Genomic DNA, 15,884 nt, shown 5'->3' with positions numbered 1-15,884 from the left:
GGTCGTGCGGGTCAGGCCGAGCGGAGGGCGGGTGTGATCTCCTCGGCGACGGGCACGTCGGCGGCCGGGTGCTCGACGAGTGCCAGCACGCGGTTGGCCAGGAAGCGGGCCGTGCGGACGGTGGTGCCGCCGCGTGTGACCTCGCTGACCTCGACGACGCCCCGGCCGTGGACGGTCTCGACCCGGCGTCCGGCACGCGTCGCCACGACGTCGTAGGTGCGGGTGGTGCCGCTCCCCGCGTCGATGACGATCTCTACCCGGTCGCCCTTCATGCCGTCCTTCTCACGTACGTCGGGAGGTGTGGGACGTCCGAACCGGGTGCCGGTCGCCTCTCGGCGCGCAGGCCGCTCTCGGCGGCGGTTCTCATGTGGGACCCGGGGACACGGTGTCACCCGATCCGGACGCTTCCTACAACCCTCCTGCCCGCCGGATTGTTCCCGGTGGGGGAGGGTGTCCGAACCGGACGCCGGTCGCCTCGCGGCGAGTGGCGCACCACGGCTCCAGCCTGACGGTATTCCGTGGCGGCGGTTGTTTTCGAGGCCCGGGGACTCGGCTCGCCCGGCTCGGACAGCCTGGTCAACACGACGGTCCGCGCGTTCATTCCCGGGCGGCAGCCCGATCCGGGGTCGGTCGGTCCGGGGTCAGTCGGAGGACGAGCTCGACGACCCGGAGTCCGACGAGCTCGACCCGGAGTCCGACCAGCTCGACCCGGAGTCCGACGACGACCACGAGCCGGGATCGTGCGAGTGCGAGTACCCGTGGGAGTGCGAATGGCCGTGGTGGTCGGACGAGGACGGCGGCCACGGGGATCCGGCCGGGTGGTGCGGGTCGTGGTGGGGCTGCCCGGAGTGGTCCCACGTCGGGCGCCCCGGCGCGAACGTGTCGAAGGCGTCGTCCCAGTCGGCGGGGCCGGACCCGGACCAGCCGGGGTCCTCTTCCTCACCGGCCACCCGGTAGCGCCCCTGCAGGCGGGCCGCCGCGGCCTCGCGCAGCATCCGGCTGCCCTGCAGCACCACCGTCACGACGATCGTCATGATCAATAACGGGATGGCGACGAGCAGCCCCGGCCAGCCGATGGCCAGGTAGAGCACCACGCAGATCGCGACGTCGCCGAGGATCAGCAGCGGGAGGACGAATCGGGGCACGGCGTCAGCCTTCCGTGATCGGGGTGGACGAGGTCGTGCCGAGGTCGTGTCGGGGCCGCGGGCGACGGACGCGCGCCGTCGTCGTGGAGCGCCCGTCGGGAATCTAGCGAGACCGCGCCCGACGCTGCAGCGGGGTCGGCCGGCGCGCGCAGATCAGTCCAGTGCCGAGAGCACCCCGTCGGTGTAGGGCGTCCACGCCTCGACGGCCCACGGGCCGAAGTCGCGGTCGGTCAGCACGACGCACGCCGCGCCGGCGTCCCGGTCGACCCACAGGAACGTGCCCGACTGCCCGAAGTGCCCGAACGTCGCGGGCGAGCTGCCCGTGCCCGTCCAGTGCGGCGACTTCCGCCCGCGGATCTCGAACCCGAGCCCCCAGTCGTTGGGCTTCTGCCGGCCGTAGCCGGGCAGGACGCCGTCGAGACCCGGGAACGCGACCTCGGTCGCGGAGGCGAACGTCGATCCCGCGACGAGCGTCGGTGCCTGGAGCTCGGCGGCGAACCGGGCGAGGTCGTCGACGGTGGAGACGGCCCCGGACCCGGGATGCCCCTCCAACCGGGTGCCACCGAGGCCCAGCGGCACACAGACCGCCTCGTGCAGGTAGTCGGCGAACGGGATGCCGCTCGCCGCCGTGATCGTCTCGGCGAGGACGGCGAAGCCGGTGTTGGAGTAGATGCGTCGGGCCCCGGGTGCCGCCTGGACGGCGTCGGAGTCGAACGCCAGCCCCGACGCGTGCGCGGCGAGGTGCCGGACCGTCGAGCCCTCTGGGCCGGCCGGCTGGTCCCACTCGACGGCGCCCTCCTCGACGGCGACGAGCGTCGCGTAGGCGGTGAGGAGCTTGGTCACCGACGCGAGCCGGAACGACCGGCCGGTCTCGCCCGCCGTCGCGAGCGTCGAGCCGTCGGCCGCGACGACCGCCGCCGCGGCGTGCCCGACGGGCCAGTCGAGCACCGCACCGACCGATTTCCGCAGATCCGCCACCCGGCCATCCTCTCCCGGTGGCCGCGTCCGGCGCCGCGCGGGGATACTCCGTCGCCGTGACCGGGATCCGGATCGGGACGTCGGGCTGGCGCTACCCGCCGTGGCGCGGCGTCTTCTATCCCGAGGGTCTCGCCCAGCGCCGGGAGCTGGAGTACCTGTCGCGGGCGGTGTCGAGCATCGAGATCAACGGCTCGTTCTACTCGCTGCAGCGTCCGGAGAGCTACCGGCTGTGGGCCGCGCAGACCCCCGACGACTTCGTGTTCTCGGTCAAGGGCCCACGGTTCGTGACGCACATGAAGCAGCTGCGCGACCCCGAGGTCGTGCTCGCGAACTTCTTCGCGTCGGGCCTGCTCGCATTGGGCCCGAAGCTCGGGCCGGTCCTGTGGCAGCTGCCGCCGCGGATGCGGTGGGACCGCGAGCGCGTCGAGACGTTCCTGCGGTGCCTGCCGCGGAGCACCGCCGAGGCGGCGGCGCTCGCCGAGAAGCACGACGAGCGGCTCGACGGCCGCGCCCTGACCAGCACCGACGCCGACCGGCCCGTCCGGCACGCGCTGGAGGTGCGGCACCCGAGCTTCGCCGACCCGGCCGTCGTCGCGCTGTTGCGGGAGCTCGACGTCGCGCTCGTCGTCGCCGACACGGCGGGGACGTGGCCGCATCTGGAGGACATGACCGCCGGGTTCGCCTACGTCCGGCTGCACGGCGACGTCGAGCTGTACGCGAGCGGGTACTCCGACGCCGCGCTGGACTCGTGGGCGGCACGGATCCGGCGGTGGGCGGCAGGGGAGTCGCCGACGGGGGAGTTCACGGTGGCGCCGCCGATGGCACCGGTGCCCGGCCGCGACGTGTACGTCTACTTCGACAACGACATGAAGGTGCACGCCCCGCGGGACGCGATCGCCCTGGCGGCGAGGCTCAACTGACGGCGGCCGCGAGCCGCGCCTCCCGGCTCACCCGGTGCGCCACCAGCATCCGCCGGCCGAGGATCATCGCCGCCGCCGCGACGACCATCGTCCCCGCGCCGACGGCCCAGGCCGCCCCGAAACCGCTGTGCGTCGCGAGGAACCCGAAGACGACGGGGCCGAGGAACGCCCCCGCGTAGACGCCGACCTGCACGACCGACGTCGCCGCCGCGGGTGCGGCCGGGTTGAGCCGGACGACGGCGAACTGCAGCAGCCCGGGCCACGCCCAGCCGAGCCCGAACGCCAGTACCGTGCCGAGCACCAGCGGCACCGGCCCCGGGACCGCCAGCAGTCCGAGCCCGATCGCGCCCAGCGCCATGCTGGCCGCGACGACGGCGATGTGCCCGCCCGTCCGACGGTCGGCGAGCCAGCCGTGCAGCAGCCGAAGCACGAGCCCGACGACGCTACCCATGGTGAGCACCAGGCCGGCGAGGCCCGGGTCCACGCCCTGGTCGACGGCCGAGGCCACCAGGAACACCCCCAGCGCGCCCGCCGCTGCCGCGCCCAGCCCGGCGCCCGCGCCGATGACGGCGAGCGCGCCGGTCGCGCGGTCGGCCGGATCGACCTTCGTGCGGACGTAGGGCTCCCGGCTCCGCGGCGTCAGCGGCAGGGCGAGCAGCGCCAGCCCGGCGCCCATGACGAACGCCCAGCGCCAGCCGAGCGTCAGCGCGATCGCGGGCACGGCGAGGCCGGAGAGCAGCGTCGCGGCCGGGACGGACGACTGTTTGAACCCAAAGGACAGGCCGAGCCGCCGCTCCGGCACGAACCGGGCCAGCGTCAGGTTCGACGACAGCTGCCCCATGACATTGCACCAGCAGCTGCACAGCAGCAGGGCCACCAGCAGGCCGTAGGACCGGGCGCCGAACCCGACCGCGAGCATCAGCGTCGCGGCGCCGACGACGGCGATGCGGCTCGTCGCCGTCGGGCCGAACCGCTCCACCAGCCAGCCGACCGGCAGCGACGCCACCGCGCTCGCCCCGAAGTAGAGCGCGACGACGAGGCCGAGGCCCGCCGGGTCGAAGCCCAGCTCACCGGAGATCTGGACGGCCAGCGCACCGGTCAGGAAGACGGGCAGCACCGACGCCGTCGAGACCGCGACGGCTCCGACGACCGCCCGGCGCGCGCCCAGTTCCCCACCCACGCTGAGCAACGCTAACCGGATCGGGCGGCGTTTGTCCCCGATGTGTGGTGCATCCGCGGACGCCCGGATGCCGACCGACCGGTCAGCCCTTGATCCGGCTCCCGTGCCCGGCCCACTCCTTCTCGCGCAGCTCGAACTTCTGCACCTTGCCCGTCGAGGTCTTGGGCAGCTCGTCGACGATCTCGACGTCGCGGGGCGCCTTGTAGCGCGCGATCTTCGACTTCACGTGCTCGATGACCTCGTCCGGCGTGGTCTGCTGCCCGCCCTTCAGCACGACGAACGCCTTCGGTCGCTCGCCCCACTGCTCGTCGGGCACGCCGACGACGGCCGCCTCCAGCACCGCCGGGTGCGACACGACGGCCTGCTCGACCTCGACCGTCGAGATGTTCTCGCCGCCGGAGATGACGACGTCCTTCGCCCGGTCCCGCAGCTCGACGTAGCCGTCGGGATGCACGACGCCCAGGTCGCCGGAGTGGAACCAGCCGCCTGCGAACGCCTTCTCGGTGCCCTCCGGGTCGTCGTAGTAGCCGGCCATGACGTTGTTGCCGCGCATGACGATCTCGCCCATCGTCGCGCCGTCGCGCGGCACGTCGACCATGTGCTCGTCCACGACGCGCAGCGCGTCCGTCTGGATCATGCCGACGCCCTGGCGGGCCTGCAGGGCCGCGCGCTCCTCGGCGTCGAGCTCGTCCCACGCGCGCTGGTACTGGTTGACCGAGTACGGGCCGTAGGTCTCGGTGAGCCCGTAGACGTGGACGATGCGGAAGCCCATCCGCTCCATCTGCAGGATCGTCGTCGGCGACGGCGGGGCGCCCGCGGTGGTGATCACCAGCTGGTAGTCGAGCTTCACCGCCTCGGCCGCGTTCATGATCGTGGTGACGACGGTGGGCGCGCCGTTGAGGTGCGTGACGCCGTGCTCGCCGATCAGCTTCCAGATGACATCACCCCGGACCTCGCGCAGGCAGACGTGGGTGCCGCCGATCCCGGTGACCGCCCACGGGGTGCACCAGCCGTTGCAGTGGAACATCGGCAGCGTCCACAGGTAGACGGTGTCGGGCGTGTGCGCGGAGTGCACGACCTCGCCGAACGAGTTCAGGTACGCGCCGCGGTGGGTGTACTGCACGCCCTTGGGGCGGCCCGTCGTCCCCGAGGTGTAGTTGATCGAGATCGCCCGGTTCTCGTCGTCGACCTCCCAGGGCAGGGGGTCGTCGGAGCCACGGGCGAGCAGGTCGCCGTAGGTGGTGCCACTGCCGATGCCGTCGCCGGGGCTCGCCGGGTCGACGACGGTGATGATCTCCTCGACCGTCGCCAGCTCTCCCACGAGGGGGGCGACCACCGGGTACAGCGCCGCGTCGACGACCAGCACCTTCGACCCGGAGTGGTCGAGGATGTAGCGGACCTCCTCGGTCGACAACCGGGTGTTGATCGCGACGAGGACGGCACCCGCGAGCGGCACGGCGAAGTGCGCGACGAGCATCTCCGGCACGTTGGGCAGCAGGTAGGCGACCCGGTCGCCGGCCTGCACGCCCGAGCCGCGCAACGCGTGCGCCACCCGCGTCGTCTCCGCGGCGAACTGCGCGTAGGTGTACCTGCGCTCGCCGGCGACGATCGCCGTCTTCTCCGGGTAGACCTCCGACGAGCGGCGCAGGAACGCCAACGGGGTCAGTTCGGTGTGTCCGACGGTCATCGACGGCCTCCAGTCACGACGTGCGATCCGTCGCGATCCTGACCCGCGTCGCGCCGCCCGGCAAGGCCGGGCCCGGCCTCAGTCCTCCTCGATGCGGATGGCCGCCTTCGGGCAGCTCCGCACGGCCTCCTCGACCTTGGGGCGCAGCTCCTCGGCGGGGTGCTCGTCGAGGATGTAGAGGAAGTCGTCCTCCCGTACCTCGAAGACCTCGGGCGCGATGCCCATGCAGACGGCGTTGCTCTCGCACAGATCAAAGTCCACGACGACCTTCATGACCGACATCGTGCGCCCTGCCACGACGGCCGCGGGACTGAGGTCAGCCTCACAGCAGGCACGCCTGCCCTGTGCGGCGTCCCGCGCGGCTCGCGACCGGCCGCCTGCTCACGGGGCGGGCGCGGCGGGTGCAGCCGGACCGGACCGCTCGGGAGTGTGCGGCGTGGGCGTGGCGGGTGTGGGCGCGGAGACGGAACCGGCGTGGGGACAGCCGGACCGGGCGCACGACGGCGTGGACCTGCCCTCGGCGGCGCCGGCGATCGTCAGGGTGAGGACGACACCGAGCAGTCCGGCGAGGGCCGCGGCACGGGGGAGCGCGGGCGCGGGCATCGGGGTACAGCCTTCCGGTGGACGGACGCGATCCCGTGGGGGCCCGGGACCGTGCCTGCCCATCCGTGTCGGCCCGGTGCGCCGTTACCGGATCCGGAGAATTGCGCCGGACGCCGAGCAACTCGGCGGCGTCCGGCGCATTCTCCGTTAGTCCTTGCGGAGGATCGGTCGCAGCGCGTCGAGCACCTCGGCGCTCTCGATGGTGCTGGGGACCGGCTCGTCGTTGCCGTCCGCGATGCCGCGCATCGTCTTGCGCAGGATCTTTCCCGAGCGGGTCTTGGGCAGCGCCGCGACGACGGCGACGTCCTTGAGCGAGGCGACCGCCCCGATCTGGTCGCGCACCAGCTGCACCAGCTCGGCGCGCAGGGTGTCCTCGTAGCCCTCGGCGGCGCCGTCGACACCCGCCTTGAGTACGACGAACCCGCGCGGGATCTGACCCTTCATCGAGTCGGCCACGCCGATGACCGCGCACTCGGCGACGTCGGGGTGGCTCGCGAGGACCTCCTCCATCGAGCCCGTGGACAGCCGGTGGCCCGCGACGTTGATGACGTCGTCGGTGCGGCCCATGACGTAGACGTAGCCGTCCTCGTCGATGTTGCCGCCGTCGCCGGTGAGGTAGTAGCCGTCGAACGCGGCCATGTACGAGCGGACGAAGCGCTCGTCGTCGTTCCACAGCGTCGGCAGCGCGCCCGGCGGCATCGGCAGCTTGACCACGATGGCGCCGTCCGTGCCGGCCTCGACTGGCTTGCCTGCGATGTCGAGGACCTGCACGTCCCAGCCGGGCAGCGGGCGGGTCGGCGAGCCGGGCTTGATCGGCAGCAGCTCGATGCCCGCCGGGTTGGCGACGATCGGCCACCCCGTTTCCGTCTGCCACCAGTGGTCGATCACGGGGATGCCGAGGGTGTCCGACGCCCAGTGGTAGGTCTCGGGGTCGAGACGCTCGCCGGCGAGGAAGAGGTACTTCAGGCTGGAGACGTCGTGGTCGCGCAGGTGCTCGGCCTTCGGGTCCTCCTTCTTGATCGCCCGGAACGCCGTCGGGGCGGTGAACAGGCTCTTCACCCCGTGGTCGGCGACGACCCGCCAGAACTGGCCGGCGTCGGGGGTGCCGACGGGCTTGCCCTCGTAGAGGATCGTCGTGGCCCCGGCCAGCAGCGGCGCGTAGACGATGTAGGAGTGCCCGACGACCCAGCCGACGTCGGACGCGGTGAAGATCGTCTCGCCGGCGCCGACGTCGTAGACGTTGGGCATCGACCAGGCCAGCGCGACCGCGTAGCCGCCGCCGTCGCGCACGACGCCCTTCGGCTTCCCGGTCGTGCCCGAGGTGTAGAGGATGTAGAGCGGATCGGTCGCCTTGACCGGCACCGGATCGGCGGGGGTGGCACCTGCCATCGCCTCGACCCAGTCGACGTCCGCGTCGCCCATCGCCGCGGCGGCCTGCGGGCGCTGCAGGATCACCTGCCTGTCGGGCTTGTGCGCGGCCAGCTCGATGGCCTTGTCCAGCAGCGGCTTGTACTCGATGACCCGCTTGCCCTCGATGCCGCACGACGCGGACACGACGACCTTCGGGGTGGCGTCGTCGATGCGGACGGCCAGCTCCTTGGGCGCGAACCCGCCGAAGACGACCGAGTGCACGGCGCCGATCCGGGCGCACGCCAGCATCGCGACGGCGGCCTCGGGGACCATCGGCATGTAGATGACGACGCGGTCGCCGACGCCCACGCCCAGCCCGGCGAGGACCCCGGCGAAGCGCGCGACCTCGTCGCGCAGCTCGGCGTAGGTGTAGCTCCGCTGCGACTGCGTGACGGGCGAGTCGTAGATCAGCGCGGCCTGGTCGCCCCGGCCCGCGTCGACGTGGCGGTCCAGCGCGTTGTACGCGACGTTGAGCTCGCCGTCGGGGAACCACCGGTAGAAGGGCGGGTTGGACGAGTCGAGTGCCGTCGTCGGCGCCGTGTGCCAGTCCAGCGCCGCCGCCGCGTCGAGCCAGAACCGCTCGGGGTCCTCGACGCTGGCCCGGAAGATGTCGTCGTAAGCGCCCACCGGCGGTCCTCCTCGACTCACTCGCAGTTCCGTGCAGACCCTAGTCGCGCGACCGCTCCGAGGCCGCCTCTGCCTGATCGTCGGATCAGGAGAGCCATCACTGAGGGTCATCACTCGAACGGATCACTCACTCCACCGAGGGATCTCTCGTTGCTGGACTCGTAACGGTTCGCACAGCACTCGAAGGGGTGACGGTCGAGGGGTCACGACGGGTCCGGGCACGGCGATAGGCCGGCAGGACGTCCCGCACTCGCGGGACGTGGGCGACGAGGAGACGACGTTGGGTGCGAGGGTTCGGGACCTCACGGCCCGCAGACGCGTCGTCGCCGCGATCGCCGTGCTCGTCACCGTCGTGGCAGGGGTCGTCGTCGCCGGGACCGTGCGTGGGACGGCCTCGGCCGAGGCCGGGCAGGTTCCGGCCGGCGACCCGGCCTGCGGCCCCGCCTGGGTCACGGCCTGGCAGACCAGCCCGCAGCCGGGCCCGGAGGCCGCTGCCGCCGGTGGCCGCTTCGGTGGCCGCACGCTTCGCATGGTGCTGCGCCCGCAGTCGACCGGCTCGGAGATCCGGGTCCGGTTGTCCAACCGCTACGGGCAGGTCCCGCTCGTGGTGGCCGCGGCGTCCGCGGCCACGACGGGAACGGGCGCGGGAACGCGTGGTGGCGCCCCGCGGCCGGTCCTGTTCGACGGACGCGCCGAGGTGACGATCCCTGCTGGGGCGGAGATCGTCAGCGATCCGGTGCCGTTCGTCGCGCAGGCGGGCCTGCCCGTCTCGGTCAGCGTCTTCCTCCCGCAGGAGCCCGATCGGGTGGCCACCCATCCGCTGGCACTGCAGACCTCGTGGGTCAGCGCCCCCGGCAACCACGTCGACTCGACGTCCGGCGCCGCGTTCGGCACGCCCGTGACCGCCTGGTTCGTCGTGACGGGTCTCGACGTGCTCGTGCCCCGCGCCGAGCACGCCGTCGTGCTGGTCGGGGACTCGATCACCGACGGCCTCGGCAGCGACCCCGACGAGAACGACCGCTGGTCCGACGCTCTGTCCGCCCGGCTCGCCACCGAGGGCGGCGCCGCGCAGATGTCCGTGCTCAACGCCGGCATCTCGGGCAACCAGTTGCTCGCCGACGCGTTCGGCGTCGGCGACTCGCCCGCGACCCGCTTCCGGTTCGACGTCGCCGCCGCGGCGGGGGTCACCGACGTCGTGCTGCACATCGGTACCAACGACATCGCCGAGGGCCGCGCCGCCGACCAGATCGAGGCCGGGCTCGTCCGCTTCGCCGACCAGGCCCGGGCGGCCGGCCTCCGCGTCTTCCTGACGACGATCACGCCCTCCCGCACCGGCCCGCGCGGGACGGCGGCCGGGCAGGCGACGCGTACCGCCGTCAACGCCTGGGTGCTCGGCCAGGGCCCCGCGCACTCCGACGGCGTCTTCGACTTCGCCGCCGCCGTCGCCGACCCCGCCCGGCCCGATCGGCTCGCCCCCGCCTACGACTCCGGAGACGGTCTGCACCTGTCCGCCGCCGGGTACCGCGCCCTCGCCGGCGCCGTGCGGACCGACGCCCTGGCGGGAAGCCCCTGCCTGGCCGGCGACGCCGCGTCCTCGGTCGTGGTCTCGGGCGGCCGCTGAGCCCTCTGCTTTCCCCGAGCCTCCGCCCCTCGCCGAGCCCTCTGCCCCTCGCCGAGCCCTCTGCCCCTCGCCCGGTCCCGCCCGCACCGTGCCGGCCGAGCGCAACCTGACGGTCGTCGGCGAGCTGATCGGGAGCGCTCAGGTTGCGCGTCGGGTGTCGGGCGCAACCTGAGGGTCGTCGGCGAGCCGGACGGGAGCGCTCAGGTTGCGCGTCGGGTGTCGGGCGCAACCTGCGGGTCGTCGGCGAGCCGGTCGGGAGCGCTCAGGTTGCGCGTCGGGTGTCGGGCGCAACCTCATGGTCGTCGACGGGGGCGATCTGCAGCGGTGGGGTTGCGACCGGTGGGCGACGGTCGTCAGGGCTTGCGGCGGCGGAACCGGGGACGCCGGGCCGGCTCGTCGCGGACCCGCTCGAGCGGGCCCGTCGGCATGTCCTCGCGGTCCAGGCGCTCGATCACCCAGTCGAGTGCGAGCGAGCCCGGGGAGACGCCGCGTTCCTCCGCCACCCGCCGCAGCTGCTCGACCCTCAGCGGTGGCAGCCTCAGCTGGAAGACCTGCGCGGTGCCGAAGCGTCCCGTCGACTCCAGCGGGCCGTCGGTGTCCGGGGCGAGCGCCGCGAGGTAGGAGTCGAGCTCGGGATCGTGCGCGGGCAGGGCGTCGCCCGACCGCGGGGGACGTCCGCCGGAGGCGCGGCTCCGACCGGCCCGCAGGGCCGTGCGGTCGGCTGTCCGGTCGTTCGCGCGGGTCGTCCCGGGCGGGACGCGGTGGCGTGGCCGCGCGGGGCGGGACCCGTCGTCAGGAACACCGTCGGCGGCCATGCGCGCAGCCTAGGTCCGGCCCGCCCCGGCCGGGGGGTCAGTCCGCGAGCGTGTAGCCCGCCTCGGTGACCGCGCCGCGGATCTCGTCGAGCGGCAGCTCGCGGTCGCTGCTGATGGTGACCAGGCCGGTGGACAGGTCGACCTCGACGTCGCGCACACCGGCCAGCTCACCGACCTCCTCGCGGACCGACGCCGTGCAGTGCCCGCAGGTCATCCCGGAGACGATGACGTCGGTGCGGAACGGGGTCTCGATGCTCATTGGTCCTCGCTCTTCCTGGATCTTTCCGAATGCCGTCGCCGCCGCGACCGGATGGGTGTCCGTGCGTCAGGACCGGACGAGCCGGGCGATCGCGGCGGCGGCCTCCTGGACCTTCGCCTCGCCCTCCTCGTCGCCGGCCCGGGCCGCATCGACCAGGCATCCCGACATGTGCTCGGTGAGCAGCTCGAGCGCGAACGACTGCAGCGCCCTGGTGGCGGCGGACACCTGGGTCAGCACGTCGATGCAGTAGGTGTCCTCGGCGACCATCCGCTGCAGGCCGCGGACCTGGCCCTCCACGCGACGCAGTCGTCGCAGGTGGGCCTCGCGGTTGTCGGTGTACGAGGGCATGGCGACCTCCCGGCTGCTCCGTTCCGAGCATACGGGGTGGGGGTACGCGCCCGCCGCCGAGCCGGTGTGGCCCGTGACGCACCGTCGATCGTCTCCCTCACCCGGGCAGCGGCATGCGTCGGCAGCCCGCCATCGGTAACGTCTTGGTCACGGCCACGGGGGTGGTCGCCAGGTGCCGATACGGGGGGCGTTCCCGGCCCGGTCCTGCCGGTGTGCCCGGCGGAGGCGGGGGCGGGTGCACGTGCGCCCGCCGCGCAGCGCCGGGACCAGGCGCGACGGAACGGGGAGACGTCGATGACCATCGGTAGTGCTCGACGGGAGTTCGGGGACGTCAGGCAGGGTGCGTCGGGAGCGATCCCCGGCCCGCGCACCGCCGCCGACGCCTACCGCGTCTCCGACGACCAGGTCCAGAAGGCAAGACTCGTCGTCGCCGAGAACTCGGAGGACCCCGAGGACCTCCGGCTGCTGCTCGACATGCTCGGCCTGATCTCGTCCAATCCGGACCAGCCGCCGCCGGTCAGCCGCTGACGGCCCGCCGGCCCCCCGTACGGCTCCTGAGCAGCCCGAACGGGCTGGAGGGGGGTGGGTGAAAAGGGGCGTGGGGGGCTGTCATATGCTTTCGTCGCTCCCAACGGACAGCCGTTGGAGGTCAGGACGCCGCCAGCGGAGTCCAGCCCCCATCGTCTAGCGGCCTAGGACTCCGCCCTTTCAAGGCGGCAGCGCGGGTTCGAATCCCGTTGGGGGTACGGTAGTCGCAGTACGTAAGGCCCAGTGGCGCAGTTGGTTAGCGCGTCGCCCTGTCACGGCGAAGGTCGCGGGTTCGAGTCCCGTCTGGGTCGCTTCACTCTCCGGTTCCCGGCTTTGCCGGCGGCCAGGCCAGGTAGCTCAGTTGGTACGAGCGTCCGCCTGAAAAGCGGAAGGTCGGCGGTTCGACCCCGCCCCTGGCCACACTTTCTCCCCGCGTCGCCCTGTGCGGCTTCGGTCACGCGTTCGTCGCGGACCCGACTCCTTCCCGGCGTGGTTGCATTCGTCGCCGCGCGGACGAGGTCGAGGGCGTCGCCCTGGTGGAGCGCGTAGGAGAGGCGCTGCCCGCGGCGTCGTCGGGTCGGGGAGGCGCATGGCGGGCTCGACGAGACGACCGGGGCCGCCGGAGCCGGCGTTCGGATCGGCCGAGCTACCGCGCATCAGCCCGGTCGGCCGCCGGTCGCGCCGACGCCTGCCCGCGACGGCGCCCCGAAGGTGTCGACGAGCGCGTCGACCAGAGACGACGCGGCCGGTGCCGGGTCCGACGACGCCCACGCCACGTAGGAGTCGGGTCGTACCAGCAGGGCCGTCGTCCCGGTGAGGTCGAGCCGGCCCGCGACGACGTCGACACGGTCCGACCACGGTTCGGCGACCGCAGCGAGCGTGCCCGTGCCGTCGACCAGCAGCGGTCTGGCGGTGCGGCACAGCTCGGCGAGCCGGACCCCGTCGACCATGAGGTCGGGCGCGAAGCCGCCGGCGAGCTCGTGGTCGCTGCGCGTCGGGTAGCGGACGTCGGCACCGGCCATCATCTCGGCGACGCGCCGCGCGTTCGCCGCGTCGGCGAGCAGTTCGGCCGTCCACTCGCGCAGCGCGGTGACCTCGGGTCCGGGGGTGACGAGCGCGGGCTGGGCCTGCGTCGACATCACGACGCGCCTGCTGGCGGGCATCCGTTCGACCTCGTAGCTGTCGAGCAGGCCGGCGGGTGCCCACCCGTTGACGGCTGCGGCCAGCTTCCAGCCGAGATTGACCGCATCCTGCAGCCCGAGATTGAGGCCCGGGCCGCCGATCCCCCAGTGCACGTGGGCGGCGTCGCCGACGAGGAAGACCCGTCCGGCGCGGTACCGCTCGGCGATGCGGGAGTTCTGCCCGACCAGCCGGCGCAGCAGGAACGGGCCGTCGCCGGTCGGCGCGGTCAGCGGGACGTCGGCGCCCAGCACGCGGCGCAGGCTCGCCGCCATCTCGGCGAGGGTCAGCGGGCCGTCGGGCACGGGCTCGTCGGCGGCGGGCCACTCGACCGTCGTCAGTGCCGGCGGCCTGCCGGGCAGCCGGGCGAACACGACGAGACCGCGTTCGGTGCGCAGGTGCCGGAACCCCGGCACCCGGCCGAAGCCGGGGACGTCGAGGGAGCCGGTCGGTTCGTGCACCCAGCCGGCCGGCACCTCGGCGTGCACCGAGCGTGAGACGGAGTCGTCGTTCGTCACTCCGGGGAAACCGATGCCGGCGAGGCGCCGGACCGTGCTGTGCCCGCCGTGGGCGCCGACGAGGAAACGGGCCTCGACCGCTCCTGATCCGGGCGAGAGGTCGACCCGTACGCCGTCGGCGGTCTCGGTGTATCCGGTGACGGCCACACCCCACCTGACCTCGATGCCGAGTTCGACGGCGCGCGAGCGCAGGACCTGCTCGAGCCGGCGCTGCGGCACCGGCAGCAGATGCAGGGGATGGTCGTCGAGACGCGAGAGATCGAGCGGCAGGGCTCCGAAGACGAATCCGGGAGCCGGCCGTGGCGGCTCGTCGGTCCCGGCCAGCGCGGCGTGCAGCCCACGCCGGTCGACGAGCCGTACGACCTGCCCGACCAGGCCGTTGGCCTTCGGTTCGGTCGCGGGCTCGCGCAGCTGTTCCACGACGAGCGGCCGCGCGCCCGCGAGGACGAGCTCGCAGGCGAGCATGAGCCCGTTCGGGCCCGCGCCCGCGATGACGACGTCGATCATGATGTGCTCCCCGAGGTCGGTGGTAGTCCGGCGGTGAGCCGGTCGAAGCCCTCCTGCAGCAGCGGTGCGAAGGGGACGGGCGGGTCCGCGCGCAACCACAGCTCGGACGCCGACGAGACGACCGCGCCCACGGCGGCGGCGACGAGAGTGGGGTAGAGGTCGCGCCGCGGGTCGGTGCCCGTCCGTGCGGCGACGGCCTCGGCGAGCGCCGTCTGCGCTCCGGCGACGGCCTTCTGCAGCGCGCCGGCCAGTGCGGGCTCCTCGACCATCACCCGGACACCGTCGATCCACTGTCGGTCGGGCGGCGCGCCGTCGGTCTCGACGCCGAGCGCGAACCGCTCCTGCACGGCGGACCGGACGGCGTCCCACAGCGGCTCGTCGACGGGTCGCGCGCGCAACGCGTCGGCCAGCTGCTCGATGCGCTCACGGTGGCGGAACGCGATCGCATCGGCCTTCGTCGGGAAGTAGTTTCGGAACGTGCGGACCGAGACATCGGCTGCGGCGGCGATGTCCTCGACGCGGACGGCGTCGTACCCCCGCTCGACGACGAGCCGGACCGCGGCCCAGCTCAGCGCAACCCGCGTCGCACTCTTCTTCCGCTCCCGCAGCCCGCTCACACGACGAACCGTACGCACATCGTTGCCTGATCGGCAAAATTGCCTCTTAGGCAACTTTCAGCGTGACCGTGACCCCATCGGGTGACAGCCCTCGATGGGCACCTGGTTGGATCGAGCGCGGTGATGGGAGAAAACGGACGTCGACGCCTCCGCGTGGGCCTGCGGGCCGCGCGGGTCGTCGTGCTCGCCTGCAGCCTGGTCGCGGCCTCGGCCTGCGCGGTCGAGGAGCTGCCGTTGCCTGCGGTCCCGGGACCGTCGGTGACGACGGCACCCACCACGGCGCCGGCCCCCACCACGACCTCCGCTCCGACCTCCGCCCCGACCTCTGCCCCGAGGACGTCGGCGCCACGGACGAGCGCCGCGACGTCGGCACCTGCCGCCGCCCGGCCCCGCACGACGACGGCACCGGCGGCCGGACCGGCGGGCCGTCCGTTCAGCACCGTGATCACGTATTACTCCGCCTACGACAACGACCCGCCCGGCAGCCGCGCGATCGCGCACCCCAACGCGCGGCACTCGCAGGCAGGCGGCACCGGCACCTACGCCGATCCGCTGACCCTGGCGAGCGACCCGCGGGAGATCGCCGTCGGCACGCTCGTCTACGTCCCCACGGTGCAGAAGTACTTCGTGATGGAGGACGACTGCGAGTCGTGCATCGCCGAATGGGGCGACGGACGCGTCCCGCACCTCGACCTCTTCATGCCCAACGGGAACGACAGCAGCGTCACGGCCTGTCAGCACCAGCTGACACCTGAGGGCCGCGTCACGGTGGAGCTGAACCCGCCGCCGGGCCGGACGGTGTCGAGCACGCCGCTCTACTCCGGCGGCCGCTGCTTCTCGGGCTGAACGCCCGGGTCCGCGAACGCCCGGGCACCGGGCGTCTAGTGCCTCGTCAGGCAACGTTCGGTAGGTAATCGGGCCTGCGGATCCTGGACTCGGGAG

The 15,884-nt window shown here is 73.2% G+C and carries 17 protein-coding genes and 3 tRNA genes; 7 read left to right on the top strand and 13 right to left on the bottom strand.

Features of this window, described 5'->3' with window-relative positions; genetic code table 11:
• Nucleotides 1–11 precede the first annotated feature (11 nt).
• The 3 genes from PSD17_RS16895 to PSD17_RS16885 form a co-directional block, all read right to left on the bottom strand.
• Complete coding sequence (locus PSD17_RS16895; RefSeq protein WP_013672759.1) at nucleotides 12–272, bottom strand: hypothetical protein; 261 nt, start codon at nucleotides 270–272, stop codon at nucleotides 12–14.
• Nucleotides 273–641: 369 nt separating this feature from the next.
• Nucleotides 642–1,145: a hypothetical protein gene (locus PSD17_RS16890; protein WP_013672760.1), complete on the bottom strand. Its 504-nt coding sequence runs from the start codon at nucleotides 1,143–1,145 to the stop codon at nucleotides 642–644.
• Nucleotides 1,146–1,298: 153 nt separating this feature from the next.
• A complete protein-coding gene (locus tag PSD17_RS16885; RefSeq protein WP_013672761.1) occupies nucleotides 1,299–2,123 on the bottom strand; it encodes a serine hydrolase domain-containing protein in 825 nt (274 codons plus the stop codon).
• A gap of 17 nt (nucleotides 2,124–2,140) precedes the next feature.
• Here PSD17_RS16885 and PSD17_RS16880 point away from each other — a divergent pair, with 17 nt between their 5' ends.
• Nucleotides 2,141–3,043, top strand: coding sequence for a DUF72 domain-containing protein (locus tag PSD17_RS16880; protein ID WP_013672762.1), 903 nt, complete (start codon nucleotides 2,141–2,143; stop codon nucleotides 3,041–3,043).
• On the opposite strand, the gene PSD17_RS16875 is transcribed toward PSD17_RS16880, so the two are convergent.
• The 4 genes from PSD17_RS16875 to PSD17_RS16860 all read right to left on the bottom strand — a co-directional run bounded on the left by PSD17_RS16875 (nucleotide 3,036) and on the right by PSD17_RS16860 (nucleotide 8,550).
• The gene (locus PSD17_RS16875; protein ID WP_013672763.1) at nucleotides 3,036–4,223 is read right to left on the bottom strand and encodes an MFS transporter; all 1,188 of its coding nucleotides are present in this window, start codon (nucleotides 4,221–4,223) and stop codon (nucleotides 3,036–3,038) included. The two genes, PSD17_RS16880 and PSD17_RS16875, sit on opposite strands and share 8 nt — an antisense overlap.
• An 82-nt stretch (nucleotides 4,224–4,305) precedes the next feature.
• Nucleotides 4,306–5,910, bottom strand: coding sequence for an acyl--CoA ligase family protein (locus tag PSD17_RS16870; RefSeq protein WP_103383834.1), 1,605 nt, complete (start codon nucleotides 5,908–5,910; stop codon nucleotides 4,306–4,308).
• Between the two features lie 78 nt (nucleotides 5,911–5,988).
• A complete protein-coding gene (locus PSD17_RS16865) occupies nucleotides 5,989–6,183 on the bottom strand; it encodes a ferredoxin (protein WP_041759223.1) in 195 nt (64 codons plus the stop codon).
• A gap of 477 nt (nucleotides 6,184–6,660) precedes the next feature.
• Complete coding sequence (locus PSD17_RS16860) at nucleotides 6,661–8,550, bottom strand: propionyl-CoA synthetase (RefSeq protein ID WP_013672767.1); 1,890 nt, start codon at nucleotides 8,548–8,550, stop codon at nucleotides 6,661–6,663.
• A 280-nt stretch (nucleotides 8,551–8,830) separates the two neighbouring features.
• Between PSD17_RS16860 and PSD17_RS16855 the strand changes: the two genes are divergently transcribed.
• Complete coding sequence (locus PSD17_RS16855) at nucleotides 8,831–10,171, top strand: GDSL-type esterase/lipase family protein (protein ID WP_339123425.1); 1,341 nt, start codon at nucleotides 8,831–8,833, stop codon at nucleotides 10,169–10,171.
• Between the two features lie 353 nt (nucleotides 10,172–10,524).
• Here PSD17_RS16855 and PSD17_RS16850 read toward each other — a convergent pair whose 3' ends face one another.
• The 3 genes from PSD17_RS16850 to PSD17_RS16840 form a co-directional block, all read right to left on the bottom strand.
• The gene (locus tag PSD17_RS16850) at nucleotides 10,525–10,986 is read right to left on the bottom strand and encodes a hypothetical protein (protein WP_103384075.1); all 462 of its coding nucleotides are present in this window, start codon (nucleotides 10,984–10,986) and stop codon (nucleotides 10,525–10,527) included.
• 37 nt (nucleotides 10,987–11,023) lie between these two features.
• The gene (locus PSD17_RS16845; protein WP_013672770.1) at nucleotides 11,024–11,245 is read right to left on the bottom strand and encodes a heavy-metal-associated domain-containing protein; all 222 of its coding nucleotides are present in this window, start codon (nucleotides 11,243–11,245) and stop codon (nucleotides 11,024–11,026) included.
• Nucleotides 11,246–11,311: 66 nt separating this feature from the next.
• Nucleotides 11,312–11,593: a metal-sensitive transcriptional regulator gene (locus PSD17_RS16840; RefSeq protein ID WP_013672771.1), complete on the bottom strand. Its 282-nt coding sequence runs from the start codon at nucleotides 11,591–11,593 to the stop codon at nucleotides 11,312–11,314.
• 294 nt (nucleotides 11,594–11,887) lie between these two features.
• Between PSD17_RS16840 and PSD17_RS16835 the strand changes: the two genes are divergently transcribed.
• From PSD17_RS16835 to PSD17_RS16820, 4 genes are all read left to right on the top strand, one after another.
• Nucleotides 11,888–12,121, top strand: coding sequence for a hypothetical protein (locus PSD17_RS16835; protein ID WP_103384076.1), 234 nt, complete (start codon nucleotides 11,888–11,890; stop codon nucleotides 12,119–12,121).
• A 145-nt stretch (nucleotides 12,122–12,266) separates the two neighbouring features.
• Nucleotides 12,267–12,339, top strand: a tRNA-Glu gene (locus PSD17_RS16830).
• Between the two features lie 19 nt (nucleotides 12,340–12,358).
• A tRNA-Asp gene (locus PSD17_RS16825) sits at nucleotides 12,359–12,432 on the top strand.
• A gap of 35 nt (nucleotides 12,433–12,467) precedes the next feature.
• A tRNA-Phe gene (locus PSD17_RS16820) sits at nucleotides 12,468–12,541 on the top strand.
• A gap of 236 nt (nucleotides 12,542–12,777) precedes the next feature.
• On the opposite strand, the gene PSD17_RS16815 is transcribed toward PSD17_RS16820, so the two are convergent.
• The 3 genes from PSD17_RS16815 to PSD17_RS16805 are packed head-to-tail and all read right to left on the bottom strand — an operon-like array spanning nucleotide 12,778 to nucleotide 15,391.
• Nucleotides 12,778–14,325, bottom strand: a complete 1,548-nt coding sequence (locus tag PSD17_RS16815) for an FAD-dependent monooxygenase (protein WP_339123422.1) — start codon at nucleotides 14,323–14,325, stop codon at nucleotides 12,778–12,780.
• Nucleotides 14,322–14,942 carry an acyl-CoA-like ligand-binding transcription factor gene (locus tag PSD17_RS16810; RefSeq protein ID WP_013672774.1) on the bottom strand — a complete coding sequence of 207 codons (621 nt, stop codon included), beginning with the start codon at nucleotides 14,940–14,942 and terminating at the stop codon, nucleotides 14,322–14,324. The genes PSD17_RS16815 and PSD17_RS16810 overlap by 4 nt, the downstream gene beginning before the upstream one ends.
• The gene (locus tag PSD17_RS16805) at nucleotides 14,939–15,391 is read right to left on the bottom strand and encodes a hypothetical protein (protein ID WP_339123420.1); all 453 of its coding nucleotides are present in this window, start codon (nucleotides 15,389–15,391) and stop codon (nucleotides 14,939–14,941) included. Before PSD17_RS16805 ends, PSD17_RS16810 begins: the two co-directional genes overlap by 4 nt.
• Here PSD17_RS16805 and PSD17_RS16800 point away from each other — a divergent pair.
• Nucleotides 15,384–15,788, top strand: coding sequence for a ricin B lectin (locus tag PSD17_RS16800; RefSeq protein WP_013672775.1), 405 nt, complete (start codon nucleotides 15,384–15,386; stop codon nucleotides 15,786–15,788). The two genes, PSD17_RS16805 and PSD17_RS16800, sit on opposite strands and share 8 nt — an antisense overlap.
• Nucleotides 15,789–15,884: the final 96 nt, after the last annotated feature.

The sequence above is a fragment of the Pseudonocardia sp. D17 genome (genome assembly GCF_036984265.1).
GTDB lineage: Bacteria > Actinomycetota > Actinomycetes > Mycobacteriales > Pseudonocardiaceae > Pseudonocardia > Pseudonocardia benzenivorans.
This window is presented reverse-complemented; position numbering and strand designations above follow the sequence as displayed.